This window comes from Ruegeria sp. AB11, from assembly GCF_056536325.1.
Map to the genome: position 1 here is coordinate 2,551,762 of NZ_JBQFJO010000001.1, position 21,612 is coordinate 2,573,373.

The following is a 21,612-nucleotide window of genomic DNA, read 5'->3' on the forward strand; positions in this document are numbered from 1 at the left end:
GCCCGTCAACATGCTCAAAGCTTGTTTGCGCCGTCAAGAGGTGCAAATCGCATATGGCCTCTCTTCAATGCTTTTTGTATAGAGACGATCTGAATTACCTCAGCGGAGATCCAAGCTATGACCGAGTGGCAAAAAACGAACTGGCGCAACAAGCCCCGAGTTCAGATGCCCGACTATACCGACGCGGCTGCGTTGGGAAAAGTCGAGGCGCAGCTTTCAAAGTATCCCCCGCTGGTTTTTGCCGGCGAAGCGCGGCGGCTCAAGCAGCATTTGGGTGCTGCAGGCCGTGGTGAGGCATTCCTGCTGCAAGGCGGAGATTGTGCTGAAAGCTTTGAACAGTTCAGTGCGGACGCTATCCGTGACACGTTCAAGGTGATGCTGCAAATGGCGATGGTGCTAACCTATGGCGCCAAGGTGCCTGTGGTGAAAGTTGGCCGCATGGCGGGTCAATTCGCCAAGCCACGCAGCGCTCCAACGGAAATTGTGGATGGTGTAGAACTGCCCAGCTACCGTGGTGATATCATCAACGAACTGGACTTCACGCCCGAGGCCCGAATTCCTGATCCGAGCAAGATGCTGCAGGCCTACACTCAGGCGGCCGCCACGCTAAACCTGCTGCGCGCGTTTTCGACCGGTGGTTTCGCGGATATGAGCCATGTCCACTCCTGGACACTTGGCTTTGCCGACGGACAAGACGTTCAGAAATACTCTGAGATCGCCGACCGCATTCAGGATTCGATTGATTTCATGGGGGCGGCGGGCATCACTGCGGATACGACGCATGAGTTTTCGTCGGTAGAGTTCTACACCAGCCACGAAGGCCTGCTGCTTGAGTACGAAGAAGCGCTGACCCGTCTGGATTCGACCTCGGGCAATTGGTTGGCCGGCTCGGGCCACATGATCTGGATTGGCGATCGTACCCGCCAGCCCGACGGTGCGCATGTCGAATTCTGCCGCGGTGTCCTGAACCCGATCGGTCTGAAATGCGGTCCGACAACCAGCGCCGAAGACCTCAAGGTTCTGATGTCGAAACTGAACCCGGAAAACGAAGAGGGTCGTCTGACTTTGATCGCGCGTTTCGGCGCAGGCAAAGCGGGTGAGCATCTGCCGCGTCTGGTCCAGGCTGTGAAAGAAGAAGGTGCCAAGGTCACTTGGGTTTGTGACCCGATGCATGGCAACACGATCAAATCGGCGACCGGGTACAAGACACGACCGTTCGATTCCGTGCTGCGTGAAGTACGCGACTTCTTTGGAGTGCATCAGGCCGAGGGCACCGTTCCGGGTGGGGTGCATTTCGAGATGACCGGTCTGGACGTCACCGAATGCACCGGCGGTGTCCGCGCGGTGACCGAAGAGGATCTTTCCGATCGCTATCACACAGCGTGCGACCCGCGCCTGAATGCGTCGCAGTCGCTAGAACTGGCCTTCCTTGTTGCGGAAGAACTGACCAATCTGCGCCGGGATCGGGGCAAGCGCGCCGCGAGCTAAAGCAGCAATGGATCAAAGACGAAAACGGCGGGCAATTTGCCCGCCGTTTTTTTATTCATCCCGCGACGAAACCAGCTTTAGGTGCGGTGCGCCTTTGAACCCGCTCGGACTTTCGGCAAATCCTTCTGCCATGTTCGGCGCGTGTTTTGGCGGGGTCTGTAAATCGGAAACCTTGTTTACCCGGTGATCGGATATTGTGAACCGGCGCGGCGTGAGACCGATCATCCCATCACTGACCATGACACCCAGGACTCTGCTGATATCTCCCAGATCGCTCTTGAGTGGCAGCAAGATCATGCGCGCTTGTAAGCTTACCCGACCCAACTTGCCCTTTGAGACGAGCCCAAGTTCGGCAACTGCAGGTGCAGAGAACACCTGATCTAGAAGCTGCTTGGTGTCATCTCGGGCATCGGGCTCGAAGAACGAAGTGAGTGGCATCCCGCGAACTTCCATTCCCGCCAGTTTATTCAGATGACTCCCGGCCAGACGAAATCGGGCAAGACCGGGTGCGATGCGTTCAAGAATGAAGGTGTATTCCAGTATATTCTCAAGCCCGCGCGGATCGATTTGTGACCGCATTGGAACGCCATCTGCTGTCAGCAATGCTGTCCAATAGGCTTCGGCCTGACGAATAGGGGACAGGCTGCGTCCACTGTCAAATCGGTCCATCGCGATGATCTTTCCAAATTCAGAACCGGATTTAGTACTGAAAAACCTCTTCATTTCATCACCCCAACGTCAATCGATCACGATTTTTCTAAAATGCCACCTAATGGGCAATGCTGCGACCCACCAGCCTTTTCCGCTGCAAGATTGACAGGGGTTAATACAATTTTGGAGCAATTCTTTAACGAATGGTTAACCTCTCGGAATTGATCCGGATTTGAGCAAGGACTTGCCCCCTGCTGGTCAATGGCATTAGGTGCGACCAGTGAATTTGACGGAAAGGGCAGTCATGATCAAATCCATGACCGGGTTCGCCTCGGGTAAGGGCGCGTTCGGGCCCCATAGCTGGACTTGGGAGTTGCGCAGCGTCAATGGCAAAGGGTTGGACCTGCGTCTGCGAATGCCGGATTGGCTGACAGGGCTTGAGGCCGCGCTGAGAAGCGACCTGTCAAAGCAAGTCAATCGCGGCAATGTCACGCTGTCCCTGCGGCTGAGTCGTGAGGAAGCCGCTGCAGATATCCAACTGAACACTTCTGCGATGGAGGCTGCACTGGAGGCGCTGGCTCAGACTGAGGCCATGGCTGGCACGCGCGGCGTGCTATTGGCGCCGTCGAAGGCCAGCGATCTGCTTTCCCTGAAGTGGATGATGGAAGTAGGCGGTGATAGTGATGATCCGGAGCCACTTGTTGAGAAGCTGAAAGCGGAGTTTGGCGGGCTGCTTTTGGAATTTATTGAAATGCGAAGTGCTGAAGGAAAAGCGCTGGCAGGTATACTTGGCGGGCAATTAGACCAGATCGCTGAATTGACAAACCAGGCTGTCAAACTGGCCGAAGGTCGTCGGTTGCAAATGGAACAGGCATTGCGAGACAATCTCGCGCGGGTTCTCGACAACACCCAAGGTGCCGATCCTGAACGAGTTGCGCAGGAGCTTGCGCTTATTGCGGTGAAGGCTGACATTACCGAAGAGATCGACAGGTTAATCGCGCATGTTGCAGCGGCACGCGCGCTGTTGTCGCAAGACGGACCGGTCGGGCGCAAGCTGGACTTCCTGATGCAGGAGTTCAATCGTGAAGCGAATACGCTTTGCTCGAAATCGCAAAATGCCGAACTGACAGCAGTCGGTTTAGAGCTGAAGGCCGTGATCGATCAGATGCGCGAGCAAGTACAGAACGTGGAATAAGGACGGATACATCACATGGCGGATCGCCGCGGTCTACTAATCATTCTGTCGTCGCCGTCGGGCGCAGGCAAATCTACTCTGGCCCGTCGCCTGATGCAGTGGGATGTCGGCCTTGAGTTTTCAATCTCAGCCACTACCCGCGCGCCGCGCCCAGGTGAGGAACATGGGCGAGAGTATTATTTCCTCTCGGAAGATGAGTTCAAGCAGCAGGTCGCGGATGGCCAGATGCTGGAACACGCTCATGTTTTTGGTAACTTCTACGGTTCACCTGCGGGGCCGGTACGTGAATCCATCACGCAAGGGCGTGACGTGCTGTTTGATGTTGATTGGCAAGGTGAGGTGCAGATTCGCAATTCTGATCTTGGTAAGCACGCATTGTCAATTTTCATCCTTCCTCCTTCAATCCGTGAGCTTCGGCGCAGACTGGAAGGGCGCGGACAGGACAGTGATGATGTGATCGCCAAACGCATGCTAAAAAGTTGGGATGAGATCAGCCATTGGGGTTATTACGATTACGTCCTGATCAACGATGATCTGGATGCAACCGAGGAAAAACTGAAAACCATTGTCAGTGCCGAGCGGATGCGCCGTATTCAGCAGCCAAGCCTGCAAAACCACATCCGCGCCCTGCAAACCGAATTCGATGGTCTATCATGACGATTTACGCCTTGGGCAAACACACACCAAAGATACACGAAGACACCTGGGTTGCACCTGATGCCAACCTGATTGGCAAGGTGGTATTGGAACAGGGGTCTTCGGTTTGGTTCGGTTGCACCATCCGCGCGGATCACGAGGAAATACGGGTGGGGGCTGGCAGCAACGTGCAGGAAAACTGCGTGATGCATATCGATGCCGGGTATCCGCTGACGATTGGTCAGAATTGCACCATTGGTCACAAGGTCATGCTGCACGGCTGCACAATCGGAGACTATTCTCTGATCGGTATGGGCGCCATCATATTGAACGGTGCAAAGATCGGCAAAAACTGTTTGATCGGGGCAGGGGCGCTTGTTACGGAAGGCAAGGAAATCCCCGATAACTCACTTGTCATGGGATCACCCGGTAAGATCGTGCGACAGATTGATGATGCAACTGCGCAAAAGCTGACTTTGAGTGCGCTGCATTATCAGGAAAACATGCGTAATTTTCGCGATTCTCTGCGACCGGTCTGAGTTTGCATGACTGACACTTTGCTCGCTGATCTTGTCGCTGCCATTCCCGCACCAGCGCTTCTGGTCGGGCAAACCGAGCGGATCATTGCTGCGAACACTGAGGCCTTGTCTCTGCTGGGCCAAGCCATTGAAGGCCGGCACTTTGCAACGATCCTGCGGCAACCGCAGATCATAGATGCGGTTGAGCAGAGCCTCCGGTCGAAAGAACCGGGTCGGGCGCGACATCTGTCAAATGACGGTGCGCAGGATACCACATTTGAAGTACAGTGCAGGCCCGTCAATGGGACCGATGCCGTATTGGCTGTGTTTCAGGATGTCACGCATCTGGAACAGGCTGGCCAGATGCGCCGCGATTTTGTAGCCAATGTCAGTCACGAACTGCGGACACCGCTGACGGCGCTGATGGGGTTTATCGAAACCCTGCAAGGCCCAGCCCGCGATGACACCGCAGCACGTGATCGATTTCTGCAGATCATGGCGGATGAGGCCAATCGAATGAATCGGCTGGTGGGGGATCTGCTCTCGCTTAATCGGGTCGAAAGTGAAGAGCGGGTCAGGCCCAAGGAACCATTGGAGCTGACCGGGTTAATTCAGTCGACGTTGAACACGCTTCGGCCATTGGCAGATGATGCAGGTGTCGAGCTATCACTGGATGCCCCGAACGAGCCAATCACGATGGTTGGGGACAGCGATCAGTTACGTCAGGTTTTCACTAACCTTGTTGAAAACGCGATCAAATACGGCGGGAGTGGTGGCCGAGTCGATGTGATCGTGAATCTGTCCGAGCGAGATACCGCAATGCGCGGGCCAGCCGTGCGGATCAAGATCATAGATCAGGGTCCCGGCATCGATGCGAAGCATCTTCCCAGGCTGACCGAGCGATTCTATCGGGCAGACAGCCACCGCTCACGCGAATTGGGCGGAACGGGGCTGGGTTTGGCGATCGTAAAACACATCGTCAATCGCCATCGCGGACGACTGAAAGTGGATAGCGAGTTGGGACAAGGTGCCGTTTTCACGGTGATCTTGCCGCGTTGAAATTGCGCGGGCGGTTGGCATCCAGTCATGACGCCTCGTCAAGTTAAGAATTTCTGAGAAATTCGTGAGTTGTCATGAAACTGTTACATGCCTGTCACAAAAGACTTACGCGAGCGTCATAGTGCTTCGCCCAGATCATCATAGGGGTGATCAGAACGTATATTTCTCAAGGAGACTGGGATGTCCTTTGTAAAACTGTCGGCTTCGGCTCTGGCCATCGCTGCCGTATCGGCGACCACTGCGGTCGCTCGTGATCAGGTTCAGGTTGCTGGCTCGTCAACCGTTCTGCCTTACGCTTCGATTGTTGCAGAAGCCTTCGGTGAGAACTTTGATTTTCCGACACCTGTTGTTGAATCCGGTGGCTCTTCTGCTGGTCTCAAGCGCTTCTGCGAGGGCGTGGGTGAAAACACCATCGACGTCGCCAACGCATCGCGCAAGATTCGCGAAAAAGAGATCAAAGCCTGCGCAGACGCTGGTGTTACCGACATCATCGAAGTTCAGATCGGCTATGACGGCATCGTGTTTGCATCCGACATAAACGGCAACTCGTTCGCATTCACACCGGATGACTGGTACAAAGCCCTTTCCGCTCAGGTTGTTGTTGACGGCCAGCTGGTCGACAACCCCTACAAAACTTGGGATCAGGTGAACCCGAACTTCCCGGCTCAGCCGATTGCTGCCTTCGTTCCTGGTACCAAACACGGCACCCGTGAAGTGTTCGAAGACAAAGTGATCCTGGCAGGCTGTGAGCATACCGGCGATTTTGACGCCTATCTGGCGGCTGCCGAAGGTGACAGCGACAAAGCCAAGAAAAAAGCGGCTGAAAAAGCTTGTATCGCGCTGCGTACCGATGGCGTTTCAGTCGACATCGACGGCGACTACACTGAAACTCTGGCCCGCATCGACAGCAACAAAGACGGCATCGGTGTCTTTGGCCTGGCGTTCTATGAGAACAACACAGACAAGCTGCAGGTTGCCACCATGTCCGACGTGGTTCCTTCGACCGAATCGATTGCAACCGGCGAATACCCGGTCTCTCGTCCGCTGTTCTTTTACGTAAAGAAAGCGCATATCGGTGTGATCCCCGGCCTGAAGGAATATGCTGAATTCTTCGTCGCGGACGAGATTGCTGGCCCTGATGGCCCACTGGCCGAATACGGCCTGGTGTCGGATCCGGAACTGATCAAGGTTCAGGAAGCTGTTGCCAATGAAACCGTTCTGGGTGGCGGTTCTTAAACCATAGAACTTATGAACCGGGGCGAAGCAAACACGCCCCGGTTCTTTTTGACTCCAACTCTGCCATACCCACGGAGTTCACATGGCGTTATCCTGGATTTTGCTCACCCTGCTTGCTTTGGCGGTGCTTGGGTACTTCGCGGGCCGGTCCCGCGCCTTGGCAAGCGCCGAGGGTGATGCGCGCGCATTGCATTCCTTGCCATCCTATTATGGGTACAATGTCGCGCTTACCGCGCTTGTCCCCGCGCTGGGATTGCTGATCCTGTGGCTTCTGGTGCAGCCATTGATTGTGAACAACACGGTGTCAGGTATGATCCCTGACACTGCGATCGCCGAAGGCTCTGATCGTGGTCTGGTCATGAGCGAAGTTCGCCGCGTCGCCTATGGGTTAGACGGCGCGATTGCGTCTGGACTGCTGTCCGAGGTGCAGGCGCGCAACGCCGATGCAGATATCGACGCACTGACACAATCGCTGAAAGATGCAGGTCAGGTTCTGACTCAAGACATCTCAAAGCCCATTCTGTTGGCCGCTCAAAAATACCGTAGCATGACGTCGACCGGTTCAACCGCAATGCAGATCATGGTGCTGGTCGTTGCGCTTTTGGGAGCCGCCTTTGCGTATATCCGCACGCACAGGGAATTCCGCGCCCGCAATGTTGTCGAGCAAGGTATTTTGGCGCTTCTTCTTCTGGCCGCTTCTATCGCCATTCTGACAACCGTAGGCATCGTTCTTTCAATGCTGTTCGAGACGATGAATTTCTTCCAACTGCATTCATGGAAAGACTTTTTCTTTGGCAGCACATGGGCCCCGAACTTCCGTGGAGGTAGTGAGCTTTCGATCCTGCCGTTGCTGTGGGGCACGCTATACATTTCGGTTATCGCGCTGCTGGTGGCGGTGCCGATTGGCCTTTTTGCGGCGATATATCTGTCGGAATACGCGACCGGAGCGACCCGTTCGATTGCCAAGCCGCTACTTGAAATTCTCGCCGGTATCCCAACCATCGTTTACGGCTTATTTGCTTTGTTGACCGTTGGTCCGGCGCTGGTGTCCCTGTTCGGGGACGGCGGGGCACTGGGGCTTGGCTGGATGGCAAGTTCCAACGCCGTTCTGACTGCAGGTCTGGTTATGGGGATCATGCTGATCCCGTTTGTATCCTCACTATCGGATGACATCATCAATGCGGTGCCCCAATCGATGCGAGATGGCTCGCTTGGGTTGGGAGCAACCAAGTCCGAGACTGTGCGTCAGGTGGTCTTGCCAGCAGCGCTGCCGGGTATCGTCGGTGCGATCCTGTTGGCTGCTAGTCGGGCCATTGGCGAGACCATGATCGTGGTTATGGCGGCCGGTGCGATTGCGAAATTCTCGGGTAATCCCTTTGAGGCGATGACGACTATCACCACCCGTATCGTCAGCCAACTGACCGGCGATACCGACTTTGCAAGCCCTGAAACGCTGGTGGCCTTCGCACTGGGTCTCACGCTGTTCGTCATCACGCTGGGGCTGAATATCTTCGCCCTCTACATCGTACGCAAATACCGGGAGCAGTACGAATGACCGATATTTCCCAATCCCCTGGCGCTTCTTCTGCTGCGAAACCCAAAGGTTCGCTGTTTGATAAGGACGCACGCACTAAACGTCGCAATGCCGCTGAGGGGCGGTTCAAACTGTATGGTATCGCCGCCATTGGTATCGGTCTGCTGATGTTGATCGTTCTGGTGACCAATATCGTGACCGCCGGTACTGGGGCTTTCCAACAAAGCTTTCTAGAGCTGAATGTCGAGCTGAAGGAAGACAAGCTGGATAAAAAGGGCAATCGTAACATCGAGGATATCAAAAAGGTCTCAACCTTTGGTTACGCCCCATTGATCGCTTCGGCGTTGGAATCCGAAGTACAAAAGCTTGGCATTCAAACCGATCTGAAACCCAAAGAAATGGGTAAGATTCTGTCGAAGGCCGCACAAGCAGAACTGAGGAACTATGTTATCGCCAATCCGGATGAGATTGGAAAAACCGTAAGCTTCCGCTTTCTGGTCAACAGCCGTGTCGATGGTTACATGAAAGGTCGCGTGACGCGCGAGTCTATTGCTAATGACAAGAGCATCTCGGTCGCGCAGTTGGACTTTGTTGACCAGCTAAGGGATGCGGGCATCTTGTACAAAGCCTTCAACCCGGATTTCATCTTTGGCTCGGACGCCTCTGACCAGCGGCCCGAAGCGGCCGGGATCGGTGTATCCATGCTCGGCTCACTGTTCATGATGTTCGTGGTGCTGGCGCTGGCATTGCCCATTGGTGTGGCCGCTTCAATCTATCTTGAGGAATTTGCGCCGCAAAACCGGCTGACCGATATCATCGAGGTGAACATCTCGAACCTCGCAGCCGTACCGTCCATCGTGTTTGGTATACTCGGACTGGCGGTGTTCATCAACTATATGCACCTGCCGACCTCAGCTCCGCTGGTGGGTGGATTGGTGCTGACGCTGATGACGCTGCCTACGATCATCATCTCAACCCGCGCTTCACTTAAGTCGGTGCCGCCTTCGATCCGAGATGCGGCGCTTGGGGTAGGGGCCTCGAAAATGCAGGCAGTGTTCCACCATGTCCTGCCACTGGCAGCGCCGGGCATCCTGACAGGTACTATCATCGGCCTGGCACAAGCGCTGGGGGAAACGGCTCCGTTGCTGCTGATCGGGATGGTAGGCTTTATCGCTTCAAACCCGCCGGACGGAATCGTTGCGGGGTTCCTGTCTCCGAACTCGGCCATGCCTGCGCAGATCTATGAATGGTCCAAACGCGCTGACCCGGCCTTTTACGAACGCGCATGGGGGGGCATCATCATTCTGTTGATCTTCCTCGTGACAATGAACACCATTGCGGTCATCTTGCGCCGCCGCTTTGAACGCCGCTGGTAAGAGGGGGCTATGATGAACGATATGACACGAGTGGAGAGAACCGTGGACTCCAAAGCAATCAAGATCGCCGCGAATAATGTTCAGGTCCACTATGGCGATACCCATGCCATCAAGGACGTGAATGTCGAGATCGAGGACAAGACGGTCACCGCCTTCATCGGCCCCTCGGGCTGCGGCAAGTCCACATTCCTGCGCTGCCTGAACCGGATGAATGACACCATCGATATCTGCCGCGTCACCGGGGATATTCTGTTGGATGGTGAAGATATCTATGACAAACGGGTCGACCCGGTGCAGCTGCGCGCCAAAGTGGGCATGGTGTTCCAGAAGCCCAACCCGTTTCCAAAGTCGATCTATGACAACGTGGCTTATGGTCCTCGCATCCACGGCCTTGCGAAGAACAAGGCGGAACTGGATGAGATCGTTGAGAAATCCCTGCGCCGCGGTGCTATTTGGGACGAGGTAAAGGATCGTCTGGACGCGCCCGGAACAGGCCTGTCCGGTGGCCAGCAGCAGCGCCTATGTATCGCCCGCGCCGTCGCAACCGAACCAGAGGTTTTGCTGATGGACGAGCCATGCTCGGCGCTAGACCCGATTGCGACGGCACAGGTCGAAGAACTGATAGATGATCTGCGTAAGCGGTATTCGGTGGTGATTGTTACCCACTCGATGCAGCAGGCCGCGCGTGTTAGCCAAAAGACCGCGTTTTTCCACCTGGGCAATCTGGTCGAATTTGGTGAGACCGGCCAGATATTTACAAATCCCGAAGACCCCCGGACCGAAAGCTACATTACCGGCCGGATCGGCTGAGAACAGGTATTCAGACATGACCGAACAACATATTGCATCCGCGTTCGACCGGGATCTCGAGGCCATTCAAGCCCATATTATGAAGATGGGTGGCTTAGTCGAAGCCGCCATCATGGGCGCCGCCCGTTCGCTGGAAACCCGCGACGAGGAATTGGCTCAGGAAGTGCGGCAGGGCGATAAGGCCATCGATACGCTGGAAGAATTGATCAACGAAGAAACCGCACGGCTGATTGCGTTGCGTGCCCCCACGGCAGGTGATCTACGATTGGTTCTGTCGGTGCTCAAGGTTTCAGCCAACCTCGAACGGATCGGCGATTACTCCAAGAACATTGCTAAGCGAACCACCGTTCTGGTCAATGCGGGCGAGATCAACGGCAGCGCCGCTGCGCTGCGTCGCATGGCGCGCGAAGTTGAACTGATGTTGCGAGATGCGCTGGATGCTTACATCCAGCGAGACGCAGAATTGGCCACCGACGTAATCGAACGCGATCAGGAAGTGGACCAAATGTATAACGGCTTGTTCCGCGAGTTCCTGACCTTCATGGCTGAGGACCCGCGCAACATATCATCCTGCATGCACCTGCATTTCATCGCAAAGAACATCGAACGGATGGGCGACCACGTGACAGCGATCGCAGAGCAGGTTGTTTATCTCGTTACGGGTGAGCGGCCCAGCGAAGCCCGGCCCAAAGCTGATAACACGTCGCAAACGATCTAGGAGACTTTCGACATGTCCGCTGATCAACCGACGGTACTGGTGGTTGAGGATGAACTGGCCCAGCGAGAGGTGCTGGCCTACAATCTGGACGCCGAAGGGTTCCGCGTTATCCGCGCCGCCAACGGGGAAGAAGCTTTACTGCTGGTCGAAGAAGATCGCCCTGACATAATCGTTCTTGATTGGATGATGCCCAATCTCAGTGGTATCGAGGTCTGCCGTCGATTGAAATCGCGGTCTGACACGCGCTCGATCCCGATCATCATGCTGTCAGCCCGGTCCGAGGAGGTTGACAAGGTGCGTGGCCTCGAGACGGGCGCGGATGATTATGTGGTCAAACCGTACTCGATCGTGGAATTGATGGCGCGTGTCCGGACGCAACTGCGGCGAGTGAGGCCAGCGACAGTAGGTATCCGACTGGAGTTCGATGATATCATTCTGGATTCCGAGACCCACAAGGTCAGCCGAGACGATAAGCCCTTGAAATTGGGTCCAACCGAATTCCGGCTGCTGAGCACTTTCATGGAAAAACCCGGCCGTGTCTGGAGCCGCGAGCAATTGCTTGACCGTGTTTGGGGGCGCGATATCTATGTCGATACACGCACCGTTGATGTCCATATCGGTCGCTTGCGCAAAGCGTTGACACAGCACGGCGGTGAAGATCCGGTGCGTACGGTTCGTGGGGCAGGGTACGCGTTGGGTTAACGCGGTAGCGCTTCTTCGGTTTGTGCTTGAGATGCCAGCCAATGTCTGAACTGCCGCAGGGCGTTGTCGTCTGACTTTTCGCGCGGCCAAACCAGATAATAGGCACCCATAGCCTCAATTGCGTTTGGGAAAGCCGCAATCAGTTTGCCGGTCGCCAGGTCCTGTTCGACCAGATAGTTCGGCAGTAGCGCCACACCCAATCCATGCAACGCAGCTTGATTGATCGTGTTGAACTGGTCGTGGACCGTGCCGGGTAGAGGGTGCTGATGTTCGATTCCCATTTGGCGAAACCAGTCTTGCCATGCACGGGGTCGGGTCTGGATGTGCAACAAAGGCAGTTTGAGTAAGTCTCGAGGTGAGGTTGGCGCGCCTTGCGGTAAGAGACCGGGCGCGCAAACAGGTAGAACACGCTCCATACTCAACAACAAGCGATCGGTTCCAGGCCAATCCGGCTCCCCAAAATGTAACGCCGCATCAAAGGGTTCGGATGCAAAGCTGAATGGCCTCAGTCGCGTGGTCATGTTGATCGTAATATCAGGGTGGAGCCGCGCAAAGTCGGGAAGACGCGGCACCAGCCAACGCATTCCGAAGGTTGGCAGGATCGCCAAGTTTAGTGTTCCGCCGGCCGGAGCAACATGCAATTTCAATGCAGCCTGTGCGATCTGCGACAAGGCTGGCCGAATTTCCCGAACGTAGTCTTGCCCCGCCTTTGTGAGTGATAGCCGCTTTCGATCACGACTAACCAACTCGGCGCCCAAATGCGCCTCAAGTGTCTGAAGTTGTCGGCTGACAGCGCTTTGCGTCAGAGCCATTTCATCAGCGACTGCCGATGCTGACCCAAGTCGATCCAAAGCTTCAAGCGCGCGCAGTGCAGATATGGGCGGTAGAGTAGGGCGGTTCGGTCTCATCTATGCGTTTTGATCATGAAAACATGCAAATGTCTCGCTGTTTTTTGACAATAGCTCAGGTTATGATTGTGCAAACCCATTCCTGCCGGAGAAACAAAATGAATGCTCCAGATACAAAACCGGTCCTGCGCGCGAAGGATGCGCCCGAACTTGGCAGTTTCAACTGGGATGATCCATTCCGCCTGTCTGACCAGTTGGAAGAGGATGAACGCCTGATCGCCGACAGCGCGCGTGCTTATGCTCAAGAAAAACTACAGCCGCGCGTTACTCAGGCTTTCCAAAACGAAGAAACGGACCCCGAAATCTTTCGTGAGATGGGTGAAATGGGTCTACTCGGCACGACAATTCCTGAGGAATACGGTGGAATTGGTGCCGGTTATGTCACCTATGGCCTGGTAGCGCGCGAAGTCGAACGTGTGGATTCTGGCTATCGTTCGATGATGTCGGTGCAAAGCTCGTTGGTGATGTATCCAATCTATGCCTATGGCAGCGAGGAACAGCGGCGCAAATACCTGCCGAAACTGGCCAGCGGAGAATGGATCGGCTGCTTTGGCCTGACGGAACCGGATGCGGGTTCTGATCCGGCGGCAATGAAAACCCGCGCCGAGAAGATTGATGGTGGCTATCGCTTGACCGGCAGTAAGATGTGGATCTCAAATGCGCCGATTGCCGACGTTTTTGTGGTCTGGGCCAAATCCGATGCGCATGACGGTAAGATCCGCGGATTTGTGTTGGACAAAGGTGCCAAGGGATTGAGCGCTCCGAAGATCGAAAACAAGTTGAGTCTGCGAACCTCGATCACCGGTGAAATCGTCATGGATGGTGTTGAAGTGGACGAGGGTGCCTTGCTGCCTCATGTTCAAGGCCTAAAGGGCCCGTTCGGCTGCTTGAACCGCGCACGCTTTGGTATCAGTTGGGGTGCGATGGGTGCGGCGGAATGTTGTTGGCACGCAGCTCGCCAATACGGATTAGATCGCAAGCAGTTCAATCGCCCTCTGGCACAGACCCAACTGTTTCAGCGCAAACTAGCAGAGATGCAAACCGAAATCTCACTCGGCTTGCAGGCAAGCTTGCGTGTCGGACGTTTGATGGATCAGGCCGAAGCTGCACCTGAAATGATCTCGATTATCAAACGCAACAATTGCGGTAAGGCGTTGGACATCGCTCGAATGGCGCGTGATATGCACGGCGGCAATGGGATATCGCTCGAATTCCAAGTCGTGCGCCACATGATCAATCTGGAGACCGTCAATACCTATGAGGGGACACATGACGTCCATGCATTGATCCTGGGGCGAGCGCAAACAGGTCTGCAGGCGTTTTATTGAAGCTTTATCGATTAATCGCATAATCGGTATTATGTAAATAATAAGATGGATAAACCATAGCTGGCTAATCCGCATTGGCTGTGGTTTCCCACGATGTTACGCTGTGTTTGAAATGTAGAACACGGATATCGTGATGGATCTGAATGGAAAAACCGTTGTCATCACCGGTGCAGCAAGTGGCATCGGCAAAGGTCTTGCAGAACGGTTTTCAAAGGAAGGCGCACATGTGGTCTGTGCGGATATCGATCTTACTGGCGCGCAGGTTGTGGCCAAGAAAATCGGTGGCGATGCAATCAGATGTGATGTTTCCAAAGAAAGCGACATTCGAGAGCTGATCGATGTGGTCGAGGATACCATTGCTCCGATTGATTTGTTCTGTGCCAACGCTGGCATTCTAACGTTTGGTGGGCTTGACGTACCTGACACGGATTGGGAGCGTATTTGGCAAATCAACGTAATGTCGCATGTCTGGGCTGCGCGGCATCTGATCCCAAGGATGGTCGCGCGTGGTGGCGGTTACATGATGTTTACTGCATCTGCCGCTGGACTGCTCAACATACCCGGCGCTGCGCCGTATGGAGTTACCAAGCACGCGGCCGTAGGTTTTGCTGAGTGGATCGCTCTGACATATCGCGACCGTGGCATCCGAGTTTCTGTTTTGTGTCCGCAAGCTGTGCGTTCAGAGATGATGCGTGGATACGAAGATTCTGTTGCCGCGTTCGACGGAATAATTGAGCCTGCTGAGGTTGCACAATCCTGTATTGAGGCAATTTCTGCCGAGCGTTTTCTGGTTCTTCCGCATCCGCAAGTCTTTGATTACATGCGCATGAAGATCGAAGACTATGATGGTTGGTTAAGTAATATGAATAAGATTAATCAACGCTTTATCGGTGATATCTAATGTGACCGCCGCCGCCTTAGTAGGCCTTCCTGCGCGACTGACGCAACCAGCTTTCCATCCTGAGAAAAGATCGATCCGCGATTGAAGCTACGCCCCTGCCCCGTCCATGGTGATTCCATGGAATAAAGATGCCAGTTTTGAAATTGAACGGGTGCATGAAACCAAATGGCATGGTCCAGACTGGCACCATCGATTTCGCCAGTAAACCAACTCAGCCCATGGGGCCTCATCCCGGAAGTGAGCAGCCCCATGTCCGAGGCATAGGCCAAGAGAAGATGTTGCGTAATCGTGTCCGCATCATTCGCCGCACCCATGCGAAACCAGAGATAGTTCTTATCATCTGCCTTTGAGGGCGTGAACAGGTCCAGAGGATCAACTTCGCGCACTTCGATGGGACGTTCGCGCAGAAACTCTGACTTCAGCTTGTCCGGAACACGGCCAAGGTACTTTTGCCGCAGATCGTCACGCGATGGATGGTGTTCTGGACCATCAACATTGGGAATCGGATGCTGATGATCCCACCCATCATCCTGTTTGTGGAATGAGGTGGACATGTTCAGGATCTGTTTGCCATGCTGGATCGCAACCACGCGACGGGTCGTAAATGAACCTCCATCTCGTGCGCGATCCACTTGATATATAACGGGAATAGACGGATCGCCGGGGCGGATGAAATAAGCATGTAGCGAATGACACAGGCGATCTTCGACCGTCCGGTAGGCTGCCGCAAGCGCCTGTGCAATCACCTGACCGCCGAAGATGCGCGTTGGCGTTTCACCGCCTGAACCGGTGCCGCGGAATAGATCGACTTCAAGCCTCTCGATATTCAGCAGATCAAGCAGTACACGTTCAGCTTCGGTCATCTTGGAGTCTCCTGCATCCAGACTTTTCCGGTATCATTCGACCACCGATCATTCAACGAGCGCTGTATGCACAAGCGCCTTCAATTCGGCGCGCGATGGATAGGAGCTGGACGGCGAAAGCTGAGTGAAGAATACGGTCGTCAGATCATTGACTGGATCGACCCAGAAATACGTCGATGCCATACCACCCCAGCCGAAGTCACCAACCGAACCAGGGCATTTGGCAAGTGCCGGGTTTAGAACCACCGCTCCTCCGATACCGAAACCTGTCCCGTCCATGGGTTGTTCCGCGAAACTTTGCGGCCCCATTGATGCAATGTCGCCTGGTAAGTGATTGCGAAACATAAATTCCATCGTCTTTGGCCCCAGGATTCTGACGCCATTTCCTGTTCCTTTGCTCCGCAACATTTCGGCGAATTTACTGAAGTCGTCGATCGTACTGATCAGCCCGCCGCCGCCGGAAAAAGTAGTCGCTGCCTCGAATGGAGATTGCCCGGAATTATCCACCAATCGGAGTGTTTCGCCGCCTGATTTTGCGGCGTTCAGCGCCATCGCGTCACCTTCCAATGGGGTATAGAGTGAGGCAAACCTGTCCCCTGCCCCATTAGGCACTGAGAACGCGGTTTCATTCATACCCAAAGGTTCAAAGATATGTTCCGTCAGAAATACGTTGAGCGATTTGCCTGATACCACTTCGATCACGCGCCCAATTACATCTATCCCGACCGAGTATTCCCATCGCGCACCGGGTTGAAAGGCCAGCGGGAGTTGCGCCAACAGCATAACCCTTTCTGACAGAGGGCCCTGTTGTGGTGAAAAGATCAGATCAAGATCATCCATCGCCTTGGGTAGCAGGCCGGGATTGAACGGGTAACTCATCCCACTGGTATGGGTCAAAAGCTGATGCAAGCTCGGTGACGGCGCATCCTCAGTCTGATCAAGACTAGTTGCGTCCGGAATAAGGGCCCTCATGGACGATAATTCAGGCAGAAACTCGGAAACTGGAGCGTCGAGATGAAACAATCCCTGTTCGACCAGAGTCATAAGGGCAACTGAGGTCACTGGTTTTGTCATCGAATATATCCGAACCAAACTATCACGTTGGAAGGGAAGGTCGTTCTCTATGCAACGCCGCCCACAAGTATGAAAGAACGCCTCTTTCCCGTGCTGGCGGATCAGAAGCGCGCTGCCCGCATATTTGCGCTGGTCCACATACCTGTTCATCCATTTGCGAATATTGGCCAATGAGGTCGGATCAAATCCCATGAGGCAACTCCGTTTGGGTCAAACCGCTTACGCCTCGCTGCGTAGAGCAGACAAGCCATGTTGGGCAAAGATTGGGACATAGGCACCAAATGCCTGTGCCCGCTTCGGATCAGATGCATTTCCGTCAAGTGCGCGCTTGTAAACACCTTGCAGAATTCCAGCCATTCGAAAGAAATTGAAAGCTAGGTAAAACCCAAAGTTCTCGATCGCTGGAATGCCGCGACGTGCGCAATAGTTTGCGACAAAGGCGCGATCTGTTGGTAAGCCAAGGTTTTCCCGGTCCACGCCCGCCAATCCGCGACCCTCTTTTCCCGGAGGCAGCTGCCATTGCATGATAATTGCCGCGAGATCCGCATATGGGTGGCCGATGGTCGACAATTCCCAATCTAGGACCCCGATGCAGCCCGTGCCATTCGTTTCAAACATCAGATTGTCGATGCGATAATCCCCGTGCACCAACGTCCTTTGGTTGTCATCCTCTGGAACTTGATGCTCGAGCGCGGCAATCAACTGGTTCATGTCTGGGATAGTTTCGGTCTCAGAAGCACGATATTGCTTGTTCCAGCGGGCAATTTGCCGTTCGAAATAGTTGCCAGGTGGCCCGTAATCCGAAAGACCAACTGCATCAATATCGACCATGTGTAACTCAGCCAGAACGCGGTTCATTTCATCAATCACGCCCGTACGAGTGTCGTTGTCTTCACCCTTCATGACCGGATCTACAAACGTACGCCCTTGCAGATATTCCATTACGTAAAAAGCCGACCCTATCACCCGGTCATCTTCGCATAGCAGGTGAACTTTCGGCACGGGCACATTGCTGCCAGCAAGCGCGCTCATTACGCGAAACTCGCGATCCACTGCATGGGCTGATTTCAGCAAAACCCCGGGCGGCTTGCGCCTTAAAACATATGCCTCATTCGGTGTGCTGAGCAAATATGTCGGGTTGGATTGGCCTACGGTGAACTTTGTCGCCTTCAATGGGCCGTAAAACCCATCAAGATGTGAGTTAAGATAGGTCTCAACTGCGTTGATATCTAATGTACTATCGGTTTCTTTCATCTACCAAACCTGCGGTCGATCTGGGGCTAAAGTGCGTCGGCAAAGATGTTACCGCCTGTCTGGACGTTGATACCGCCGGATACCGGCAACACCGCACCCGTGATGTAGCTGCCACCACGGCCACACAGGAACAACATACAGCCCGCGATATCTTCGTCACGACCCACGCGACCCAACGGTACCGCCTTGCCGACACGCTCGCGCTTACTTTCATCTTCGGTTGCAAACGCGGTCATGCGCGATACGAACGGCCCAGGCGCCAGAGCATTTACTGTGACACGATACGGCGCAAGTTCCTTGGCCATGATTTTTGACAGGTGAATCACCGCGGCTTTTGACGCGGAATAGCTGTAGGCCCCGTCACCCATCGGGACCTCGCCCATAACCGATCCAATATTTACGACCCGTGCTGGATCATCGTCGCTGGCTGATTTCATTAAAAGCGGTAGTAGCTTTTGGGTCAGATCGAATATACCTGCGACATTGACGGACATCACTTTGTCCCACGCCGAGTGGGGAAACTGGCCCATCGGTGCGCCCCAGGTAACACCGGCATTATTCATTAATATTTCAAGAGATTGCGTTCGTTTGTTGACCTCACCAACTAATGCATCAATACCCACTTCGCTGCCGATATCGCCTGCAAAACCTTCTGCAGATCCGGCGGTGCCTAACGCGTTCAACTCTGCCGCAACCTGTTCACATGCATCACCCTTGCGCGAGGCAATCAGAACATGAGCACCGGCACGAACAAGCGCCTCGGCTGCCATCCGGCCAATACCCGTGGCCCCACCTGTCACCAGCGCAGTTTTTCCGTTGAGTGAAAACAATGTCTCGGGCGTCATGAAATCTCCTTTCAGGTGATCTGCTCTTTGCGCCTATCGTTTGAGACCCAGAGCGGCGGTCATCTTGACAATACGTTCGTGTAATCCAACGATTTCAATTCAAACGAAGCAAGGGGCAAGTGGGGCATATGCAGACATTACTCAGCGTCAAACCGGGCGGACCAGAAACATTGGAGTTGACCACCCTGCCCGATCCTGTGCCAAAGGCTGGTGAGATATTGGTGCGAATACACGCGGCCGGAGTGAACTTTCCAGATACGCTGATGATCCGGGACCTTTACCAGATGAAGCCTCCTCGTCCATTTGCTCCAGGTGGCGAGATTGCAGGTGAGATCACCAGCGTCGGCAAAGATGTCGTTGATTTCTTGCCCGGTGATCGTGTTCTGGCGCTGACAGGACATGGAGGGTTCGCCACGCACGTGACGCTCAAACCAGCGACGGCGATCAAAATCCCGGATGATATGCCATATGAAGACGCCGCGTGTTTCATATTCACGTATGGCACGTCTTACCATGCGCTCAAAGATCGAGCGCAGCTGCTCTCAGGGGAAACCGTACTTGTGCATGGCGCATCGGGTGGCGTTGGCTCTGCCGCGATAGAACTTGCCAAAGCCATGGGCGCGCAGGTGATCGCGGCAGTTTCGTCCGAAGAAAAAGCACAGTTTTGCAAAAACATTGGTGCAGATAAAACACTGATTTATCCACGTGATCTGGACCGAGCGGCGCAAAGGGCGCTGTCTGCTGAAATCAAATCGCTGGCCGGTGGCGAAGGTGTGGATGTGGTCTATGACGCCGTTGGCGGGGACTACGCCGAACCTGCCTTGCGCAGCTTGGCGTGGGGAGGCCGATATCTGGTTGTCGGTTTTCCAGCAGGCATTCCCAGCATTCCGTTGAACCTGACGCTACTCAAAGGATGTCAAATCGTCGGCGTGTTTTGGGGCGCGTCAGTGTTTCGGGATCCGAAAGGGCATTCTCAGAATGTGGGTGAACTGTTCAAAATGTATCGAAGCGGTGCCATCTGCCCTCGTATCAGCGTCCGCTTTCCACTTGAAAGTGCGGCGGAAGCGATCGCCAAGATGGATCAACGCAAAACTCTCGGTAAAGTTGTGGTCACAATGGGAACTAAATAAGCTGATATTCATTCAGAACTTTAGATTCTTACCAATATGCGACACAACCACTCGCGCCAAAGGGGCGATGGTCGCTGGACGCCTCAATTTTTCGGGTTTATGAAAAAGAAGAAGATGGGGACAGTTTGAATATGCAAAAAATATTGGTTCTGAATGGTCCGAACCTGAATCTGCTGGGGACGCGGCAGCCCGAGGTTTATGGATCAACGACCTTGAAGATGATTGAGGACCTGTGTGTTGCTCATGGTCAGGCACTGAATCAGACGATCACGCATATTCAAACCAACCACGAAGGCGCATTGATTGATGCGATTCACGCAGCACGCGGCGAACAGGATGGAATCGTCTTGAACGCGGGTGGATACACCCATACGTCGGTCGCGCTGATGGATGCGATTTCTTCCGCCGAAGTTCCGGTTGTAGAGGTTCATCTGTCAAATATTCACGCGCGCGAAGTGTTTCGACACAAATCATACGTCGCCCCAGTTGCCATTGGTCAGATTTGTGGATTCGGCGCACATAGCTATGTGCTTGCGCTGAATGCCCTTGCGGCCCATTTGGCTGAGGGGGGCACTGGATGAAGCTCAACGATTATCTGAACTTTCTGAGCTATACCAAGACATTGGAAGAGCTGTGGGATGCCCACTGCCGCCAGATGGCAAAGTTCGGATTTGATCGGTTGCTGTATGGTTACACCCAGTATCGCACGGCGACCTCGTTGGGGGACCCCGAAGATTTCGTCATCCTGTCCAACCACTGCAAAGATTACCTTGATGGGTTCCTCCGCTCGGGATTGTATTTTCACGCTCCGATGTTGAAATGGGCCTTGGATCATGAGGGCGCGGCAAGCTGGAGCATGATCAATGACATGATGTCCAGCGGTGTTATGACACCCGAAGAACTTAGGGTTTATGAGTTTAACAAATCTTTGGGTCTTACATCGGGTTATACGGTCAGCTTCAACTCGGTTTCGATGCGAACCAAAGGCGCGATCTCACTTGCGGCCCGAATGCATGATCAGGATGAAGTGGACGAGATCTGGCAGGAACACGGCGAGGATATTTTGCTGATGAACAATGTTGCTCATCTCAAAATTCTGACCTTACCGTACAACGCTCCGAACCGCGCTCTGACTAAGCGTCAACGAGAGGCGCTTCAATGGGTGGGGGATGGAAAGACCACTCAGGACATCGCGTTGCTTATGGGTTTGACTGCCGCGACGGTGGAAAAGCACCTAAGGCTGGCGCGCGAGGCGCTTTCGGTTGAAACCACAGCGCAGGCAGTGCTTAAGGCGACTTTGCATAACCAGATGTTTGTAATGGAAGCTTGACCCTGATTTGACGCTACATTGCGTCAAATTGACCTAGGGTAAGGAATACATGACTT

General features: G+C 54.3%; 22 protein-coding genes. 16 read left to right on the forward strand and 6 right to left on the reverse strand.

The genetic code is table 11. The features are described 5' to 3' along the window. Window positions 1-117 precede the first annotated feature (117 nt). On the forward strand, window positions 118-1,488 hold the full coding sequence (locus ACR3EJ_RS12825) for a class II 3-deoxy-7-phosphoheptulonate synthase (RefSeq protein ID WP_010440176.1): 1,371 nt from the start codon (window positions 118-120) through the stop codon (window positions 1,486-1,488). A gap of 51 nt (window positions 1,489-1,539) precedes the next feature. Here the strand turns inward: ACR3EJ_RS12825 and ACR3EJ_RS12830 are convergent, their stop codons facing one another. Further along, the gene (locus ACR3EJ_RS12830) at window positions 1,540-2,211 is read right to left on the reverse strand and encodes a PAS domain-containing protein (RefSeq protein WP_170539747.1); all 672 of its coding nucleotides are present in this window, start codon (window positions 2,209-2,211) and stop codon (window positions 1,540-1,542) included. A gap of 232 nt (window positions 2,212-2,443) precedes the next feature. Here ACR3EJ_RS12830 and ACR3EJ_RS12835 point away from each other — a divergent pair, with 232 nt between their 5' ends. The 10 genes from ACR3EJ_RS12835 to phoB all read left to right on the forward strand — a co-directional run bounded on the left by ACR3EJ_RS12835 (window position 2,444) and on the right by phoB (window position 11,923). Next, the gene (locus tag ACR3EJ_RS12835) at window positions 2,444-3,334 is read left to right on the forward strand and encodes a YicC/YloC family endoribonuclease (RefSeq protein WP_170539744.1); all 891 of its coding nucleotides are present in this window, start codon (window positions 2,444-2,446) and stop codon (window positions 3,332-3,334) included. A gap of 15 nt (window positions 3,335-3,349) precedes the next feature. Beyond that, the gene (gene gmk / locus ACR3EJ_RS12840) at window positions 3,350-3,991 is read left to right on the forward strand and encodes a guanylate kinase (protein WP_170539741.1); all 642 of its coding nucleotides are present in this window, start codon (window positions 3,350-3,352) and stop codon (window positions 3,989-3,991) included. Then, window positions 3,988-4,509, forward strand: coding sequence for a gamma carbonic anhydrase family protein (locus ACR3EJ_RS12845; RefSeq protein ID WP_170539738.1), 522 nt, complete (start codon window positions 3,988-3,990; stop codon window positions 4,507-4,509). The genes gmk and ACR3EJ_RS12845 overlap by 4 nt, the downstream gene beginning before the upstream one ends. Window positions 4,510-4,515: 6 nt before the next feature. Next, on the forward strand, window positions 4,516-5,547 hold the full coding sequence (locus ACR3EJ_RS12850) for an ATP-binding protein (RefSeq protein ID WP_170539735.1): 1,032 nt from the start codon (window positions 4,516-4,518) through the stop codon (window positions 5,545-5,547). A gap of 180 nt (window positions 5,548-5,727) precedes the next feature. Further along, on the forward strand, window positions 5,728-6,783 hold the full coding sequence (locus tag ACR3EJ_RS12855) for a substrate-binding domain-containing protein (protein WP_170539732.1): 1,056 nt from the start codon (window positions 5,728-5,730) through the stop codon (window positions 6,781-6,783). Between the two features lie 82 nt (window positions 6,784-6,865). Next, window positions 6,866-8,338: a phosphate ABC transporter permease subunit PstC gene (gene pstC, locus ACR3EJ_RS12860; protein WP_170539729.1), complete on the forward strand. Its 1,473-nt coding sequence runs from the start codon at window positions 6,866-6,868 to the stop codon at window positions 8,336-8,338. Then, window positions 8,335-9,693, forward strand: a complete 1,359-nt coding sequence (gene pstA, locus ACR3EJ_RS12865; protein WP_170539726.1) for a phosphate ABC transporter permease PstA — start codon at window positions 8,335-8,337, stop codon at window positions 9,691-9,693. Before pstC ends, pstA begins: the two co-directional genes overlap by 4 nt. A gap of 12 nt (window positions 9,694-9,705) precedes the next feature. After that, window positions 9,706-10,503, forward strand: coding sequence for a phosphate ABC transporter ATP-binding protein PstB (gene pstB / locus ACR3EJ_RS12870; RefSeq protein ID WP_010440155.1), 798 nt, complete (start codon window positions 9,706-9,708; stop codon window positions 10,501-10,503). A 16-nt stretch (window positions 10,504-10,519) separates the two neighbouring features. Continuing rightward, a complete protein-coding gene (phoU, locus tag ACR3EJ_RS12875; RefSeq protein WP_170539723.1) occupies window positions 10,520-11,221 on the forward strand; it encodes a phosphate signaling complex protein PhoU in 702 nt (233 codons plus the stop codon). Window positions 11,222-11,233: 12 nt separating this feature from the next. Further along, window positions 11,234-11,923: a phosphate regulon transcriptional regulator PhoB gene (gene phoB, locus ACR3EJ_RS12880; RefSeq protein ID WP_170539719.1), complete on the forward strand. Its 690-nt coding sequence runs from the start codon at window positions 11,234-11,236 to the stop codon at window positions 11,921-11,923. Here phoB and ACR3EJ_RS12885 read toward each other — a convergent pair. Then, on the reverse strand, window positions 11,920-12,831 hold the full coding sequence (locus ACR3EJ_RS12885; RefSeq protein WP_170539716.1) for a LysR substrate-binding domain-containing protein: 912 nt from the start codon (window positions 12,829-12,831) through the stop codon (window positions 11,920-11,922). The two genes, phoB and ACR3EJ_RS12885, sit on opposite strands and share 4 nt — an antisense overlap. A 98-nt stretch (window positions 12,832-12,929) precedes the next feature. Between ACR3EJ_RS12885 and ACR3EJ_RS12890 the strand changes: the two genes are divergently transcribed. Then, window positions 12,930-14,159, forward strand: coding sequence for an acyl-CoA dehydrogenase (locus ACR3EJ_RS12890; protein WP_170539713.1), 1,230 nt, complete (start codon window positions 12,930-12,932; stop codon window positions 14,157-14,159). 133 nt (window positions 14,160-14,292) lie between these two features. After that, a complete protein-coding gene (locus tag ACR3EJ_RS12895) occupies window positions 14,293-15,060 on the forward strand; it encodes an SDR family oxidoreductase (RefSeq protein WP_170539710.1) in 768 nt (255 codons plus the stop codon). Here the strand turns inward: ACR3EJ_RS12895 and ACR3EJ_RS12900 are convergent. Genes ACR3EJ_RS12900 through ACR3EJ_RS12915 form a run of 4 tightly spaced genes read right to left on the reverse strand, consistent with a single transcriptional unit; the run spans window position 15,057 to window position 19,096 of the window. After that, window positions 15,057-15,923 (reverse strand): acyl-CoA thioesterase, encoded by an 867-nt coding sequence (locus tag ACR3EJ_RS12900; protein WP_170539708.1) that lies wholly within the window; start codon window positions 15,921-15,923, stop codon window positions 15,057-15,059. The genes ACR3EJ_RS12895 and ACR3EJ_RS12900 overlap by 4 nt on opposite strands. 48 nt (window positions 15,924-15,971) lie before the next feature. Continuing rightward, window positions 15,972-17,189 carry a serine hydrolase domain-containing protein gene (locus ACR3EJ_RS12905; protein ID WP_170539705.1) on the reverse strand — a complete coding sequence of 406 codons (1,218 nt, stop codon included), beginning with the start codon at window positions 17,187-17,189 and terminating at the stop codon, window positions 15,972-15,974. Between the two features lie 27 nt (window positions 17,190-17,216). After that, entirely contained in the window at window positions 17,217-18,251 is a 1,035-nt protein-coding gene (locus tag ACR3EJ_RS12910; protein ID WP_170539702.1) for a phosphotransferase family protein, read from the reverse strand. A gap of 26 nt (window positions 18,252-18,277) precedes the next feature. Further along, window positions 18,278-19,096: an SDR family NAD(P)-dependent oxidoreductase gene (locus ACR3EJ_RS12915; RefSeq protein WP_170470222.1), complete on the reverse strand. Its 819-nt coding sequence runs from the start codon at window positions 19,094-19,096 to the stop codon at window positions 18,278-18,280. Window positions 19,097-19,224: 128 nt separating this feature from the next. Here ACR3EJ_RS12915 and ACR3EJ_RS12920 point away from each other — a divergent pair, with 128 nt between their 5' ends. The 3 genes from ACR3EJ_RS12920 to ACR3EJ_RS12930 all read left to right on the forward strand — a co-directional run bounded on the left by ACR3EJ_RS12920 (window position 19,225) and on the right by ACR3EJ_RS12930 (window position 21,556). Beyond that, window positions 19,225-20,226 carry an NADPH:quinone oxidoreductase family protein gene (locus tag ACR3EJ_RS12920; RefSeq protein WP_170539699.1) on the forward strand — a complete coding sequence of 334 codons (1,002 nt, stop codon included), beginning with the start codon at window positions 19,225-19,227 and terminating at the stop codon, window positions 20,224-20,226. 131 nt (window positions 20,227-20,357) lie between these two features. Next, complete coding sequence (aroQ, locus tag ACR3EJ_RS12925; protein ID WP_010440129.1) at window positions 20,358-20,807, forward strand: type II 3-dehydroquinate dehydratase; 450 nt, start codon at window positions 20,358-20,360, stop codon at window positions 20,805-20,807. Beyond that, a complete protein-coding gene (locus ACR3EJ_RS12930; RefSeq protein ID WP_170470216.1) occupies window positions 20,804-21,556 on the forward strand; it encodes an autoinducer binding domain-containing protein in 753 nt (250 codons plus the stop codon). The genes aroQ and ACR3EJ_RS12930 overlap by 4 nt, the downstream gene beginning before the upstream one ends. Window positions 21,557-21,612 lie beyond the last annotated feature (56 nt).

Excerpts from the sequence above, each read along its gene's own strand:
- ACR3EJ_RS12845 (WP_170539738.1), top strand. The coding sequence starts at position 3,988 with ATGACGATTTACGCCTTGGGCAAACACACACCAAAGATACACGAAGAC.
- pstC (WP_170539729.1), top strand. The coding sequence starts at position 6,866 with ATGGCGTTATCCTGGATTTTGCTCACCCTGCTTGCTTTGGCGGTGCTT.
- ACR3EJ_RS12910 (WP_170539702.1), bottom strand. The coding sequence starts at position 18,251 with ATGAAAGAAACCGATAGTACATTAGATATCAACGCAGTTGAGACCTAT.
- ACR3EJ_RS12855 (WP_170539732.1), top strand. The coding sequence starts at position 5,728 with ATGTCCTTTGTAAAACTGTCGGCTTCGGCTCTGGCCATCGCTGCCGTA.
- ACR3EJ_RS12905 (WP_170539705.1), bottom strand. The coding sequence starts at position 17,189 with ATGGGATTTGATCCGACCTCATTGGCCAATATTCGCAAATGGATGAAC.
- ACR3EJ_RS12920 (WP_170539699.1), top strand. The coding sequence starts at position 19,225 with ATGCAGACATTACTCAGCGTCAAACCGGGCGGACCAGAAACATTGGAG.
- pstB (WP_010440155.1), top strand. The coding sequence starts at position 9,706 with ATGAACGATATGACACGAGTGGAGAGAACCGTGGACTCCAAAGCAATC.
- ACR3EJ_RS12890 (WP_170539713.1), top strand. The coding sequence starts at position 12,930 with ATGAATGCTCCAGATACAAAACCGGTCCTGCGCGCGAAGGATGCGCCC.
- ACR3EJ_RS12895 (WP_170539710.1), top strand. The coding sequence starts at position 14,293 with ATGGATCTGAATGGAAAAACCGTTGTCATCACCGGTGCAGCAAGTGGC.
- pstA (WP_170539726.1), top strand. The coding sequence starts at position 8,335 with ATGACCGATATTTCCCAATCCCCTGGCGCTTCTTCTGCTGCGAAACCC.
- ACR3EJ_RS12900 (WP_170539708.1), bottom strand. The coding sequence starts at position 15,923 with ATGACCGAAGCTGAACGTGTACTGCTTGATCTGCTGAATATCGAGAGG.
- phoB (WP_170539719.1), top strand. The coding sequence starts at position 11,234 with ATGTCCGCTGATCAACCGACGGTACTGGTGGTTGAGGATGAACTGGCC.
- ACR3EJ_RS12830 (WP_170539747.1), bottom strand. The coding sequence starts at position 2,211 with ATGAAGAGGTTTTTCAGTACTAAATCCGGTTCTGAATTTGGAAAGATC.
- ACR3EJ_RS12850 (WP_170539735.1), top strand. The coding sequence starts at position 4,516 with ATGACTGACACTTTGCTCGCTGATCTTGTCGCTGCCATTCCCGCACCA.
- ACR3EJ_RS12835 (WP_170539744.1), top strand. The coding sequence starts at position 2,444 with ATGATCAAATCCATGACCGGGTTCGCCTCGGGTAAGGGCGCGTTCGGG.
- ACR3EJ_RS12825 (WP_010440176.1), top strand. The coding sequence starts at position 118 with ATGACCGAGTGGCAAAAAACGAACTGGCGCAACAAGCCCCGAGTTCAG.
- gmk (WP_170539741.1), top strand. The coding sequence starts at position 3,350 with ATGGCGGATCGCCGCGGTCTACTAATCATTCTGTCGTCGCCGTCGGGC.
- ACR3EJ_RS12885 (WP_170539716.1), bottom strand. The coding sequence starts at position 12,831 with ATGAGACCGAACCGCCCTACTCTACCGCCCATATCTGCACTGCGCGCG.
- ACR3EJ_RS12930 (WP_170470216.1), top strand. The coding sequence starts at position 20,804 with ATGAAGCTCAACGATTATCTGAACTTTCTGAGCTATACCAAGACATTG.
- ACR3EJ_RS12915 (WP_170470222.1), bottom strand. The coding sequence starts at position 19,096 with ATGACGCCCGAGACATTGTTTTCACTCAACGGAAAAACTGCGCTGGTG.
- aroQ (WP_010440129.1), top strand. The coding sequence starts at position 20,358 with ATGCAAAAAATATTGGTTCTGAATGGTCCGAACCTGAATCTGCTGGGG.
- phoU (WP_170539723.1), top strand. The coding sequence starts at position 10,520 with ATGACCGAACAACATATTGCATCCGCGTTCGACCGGGATCTCGAGGCC.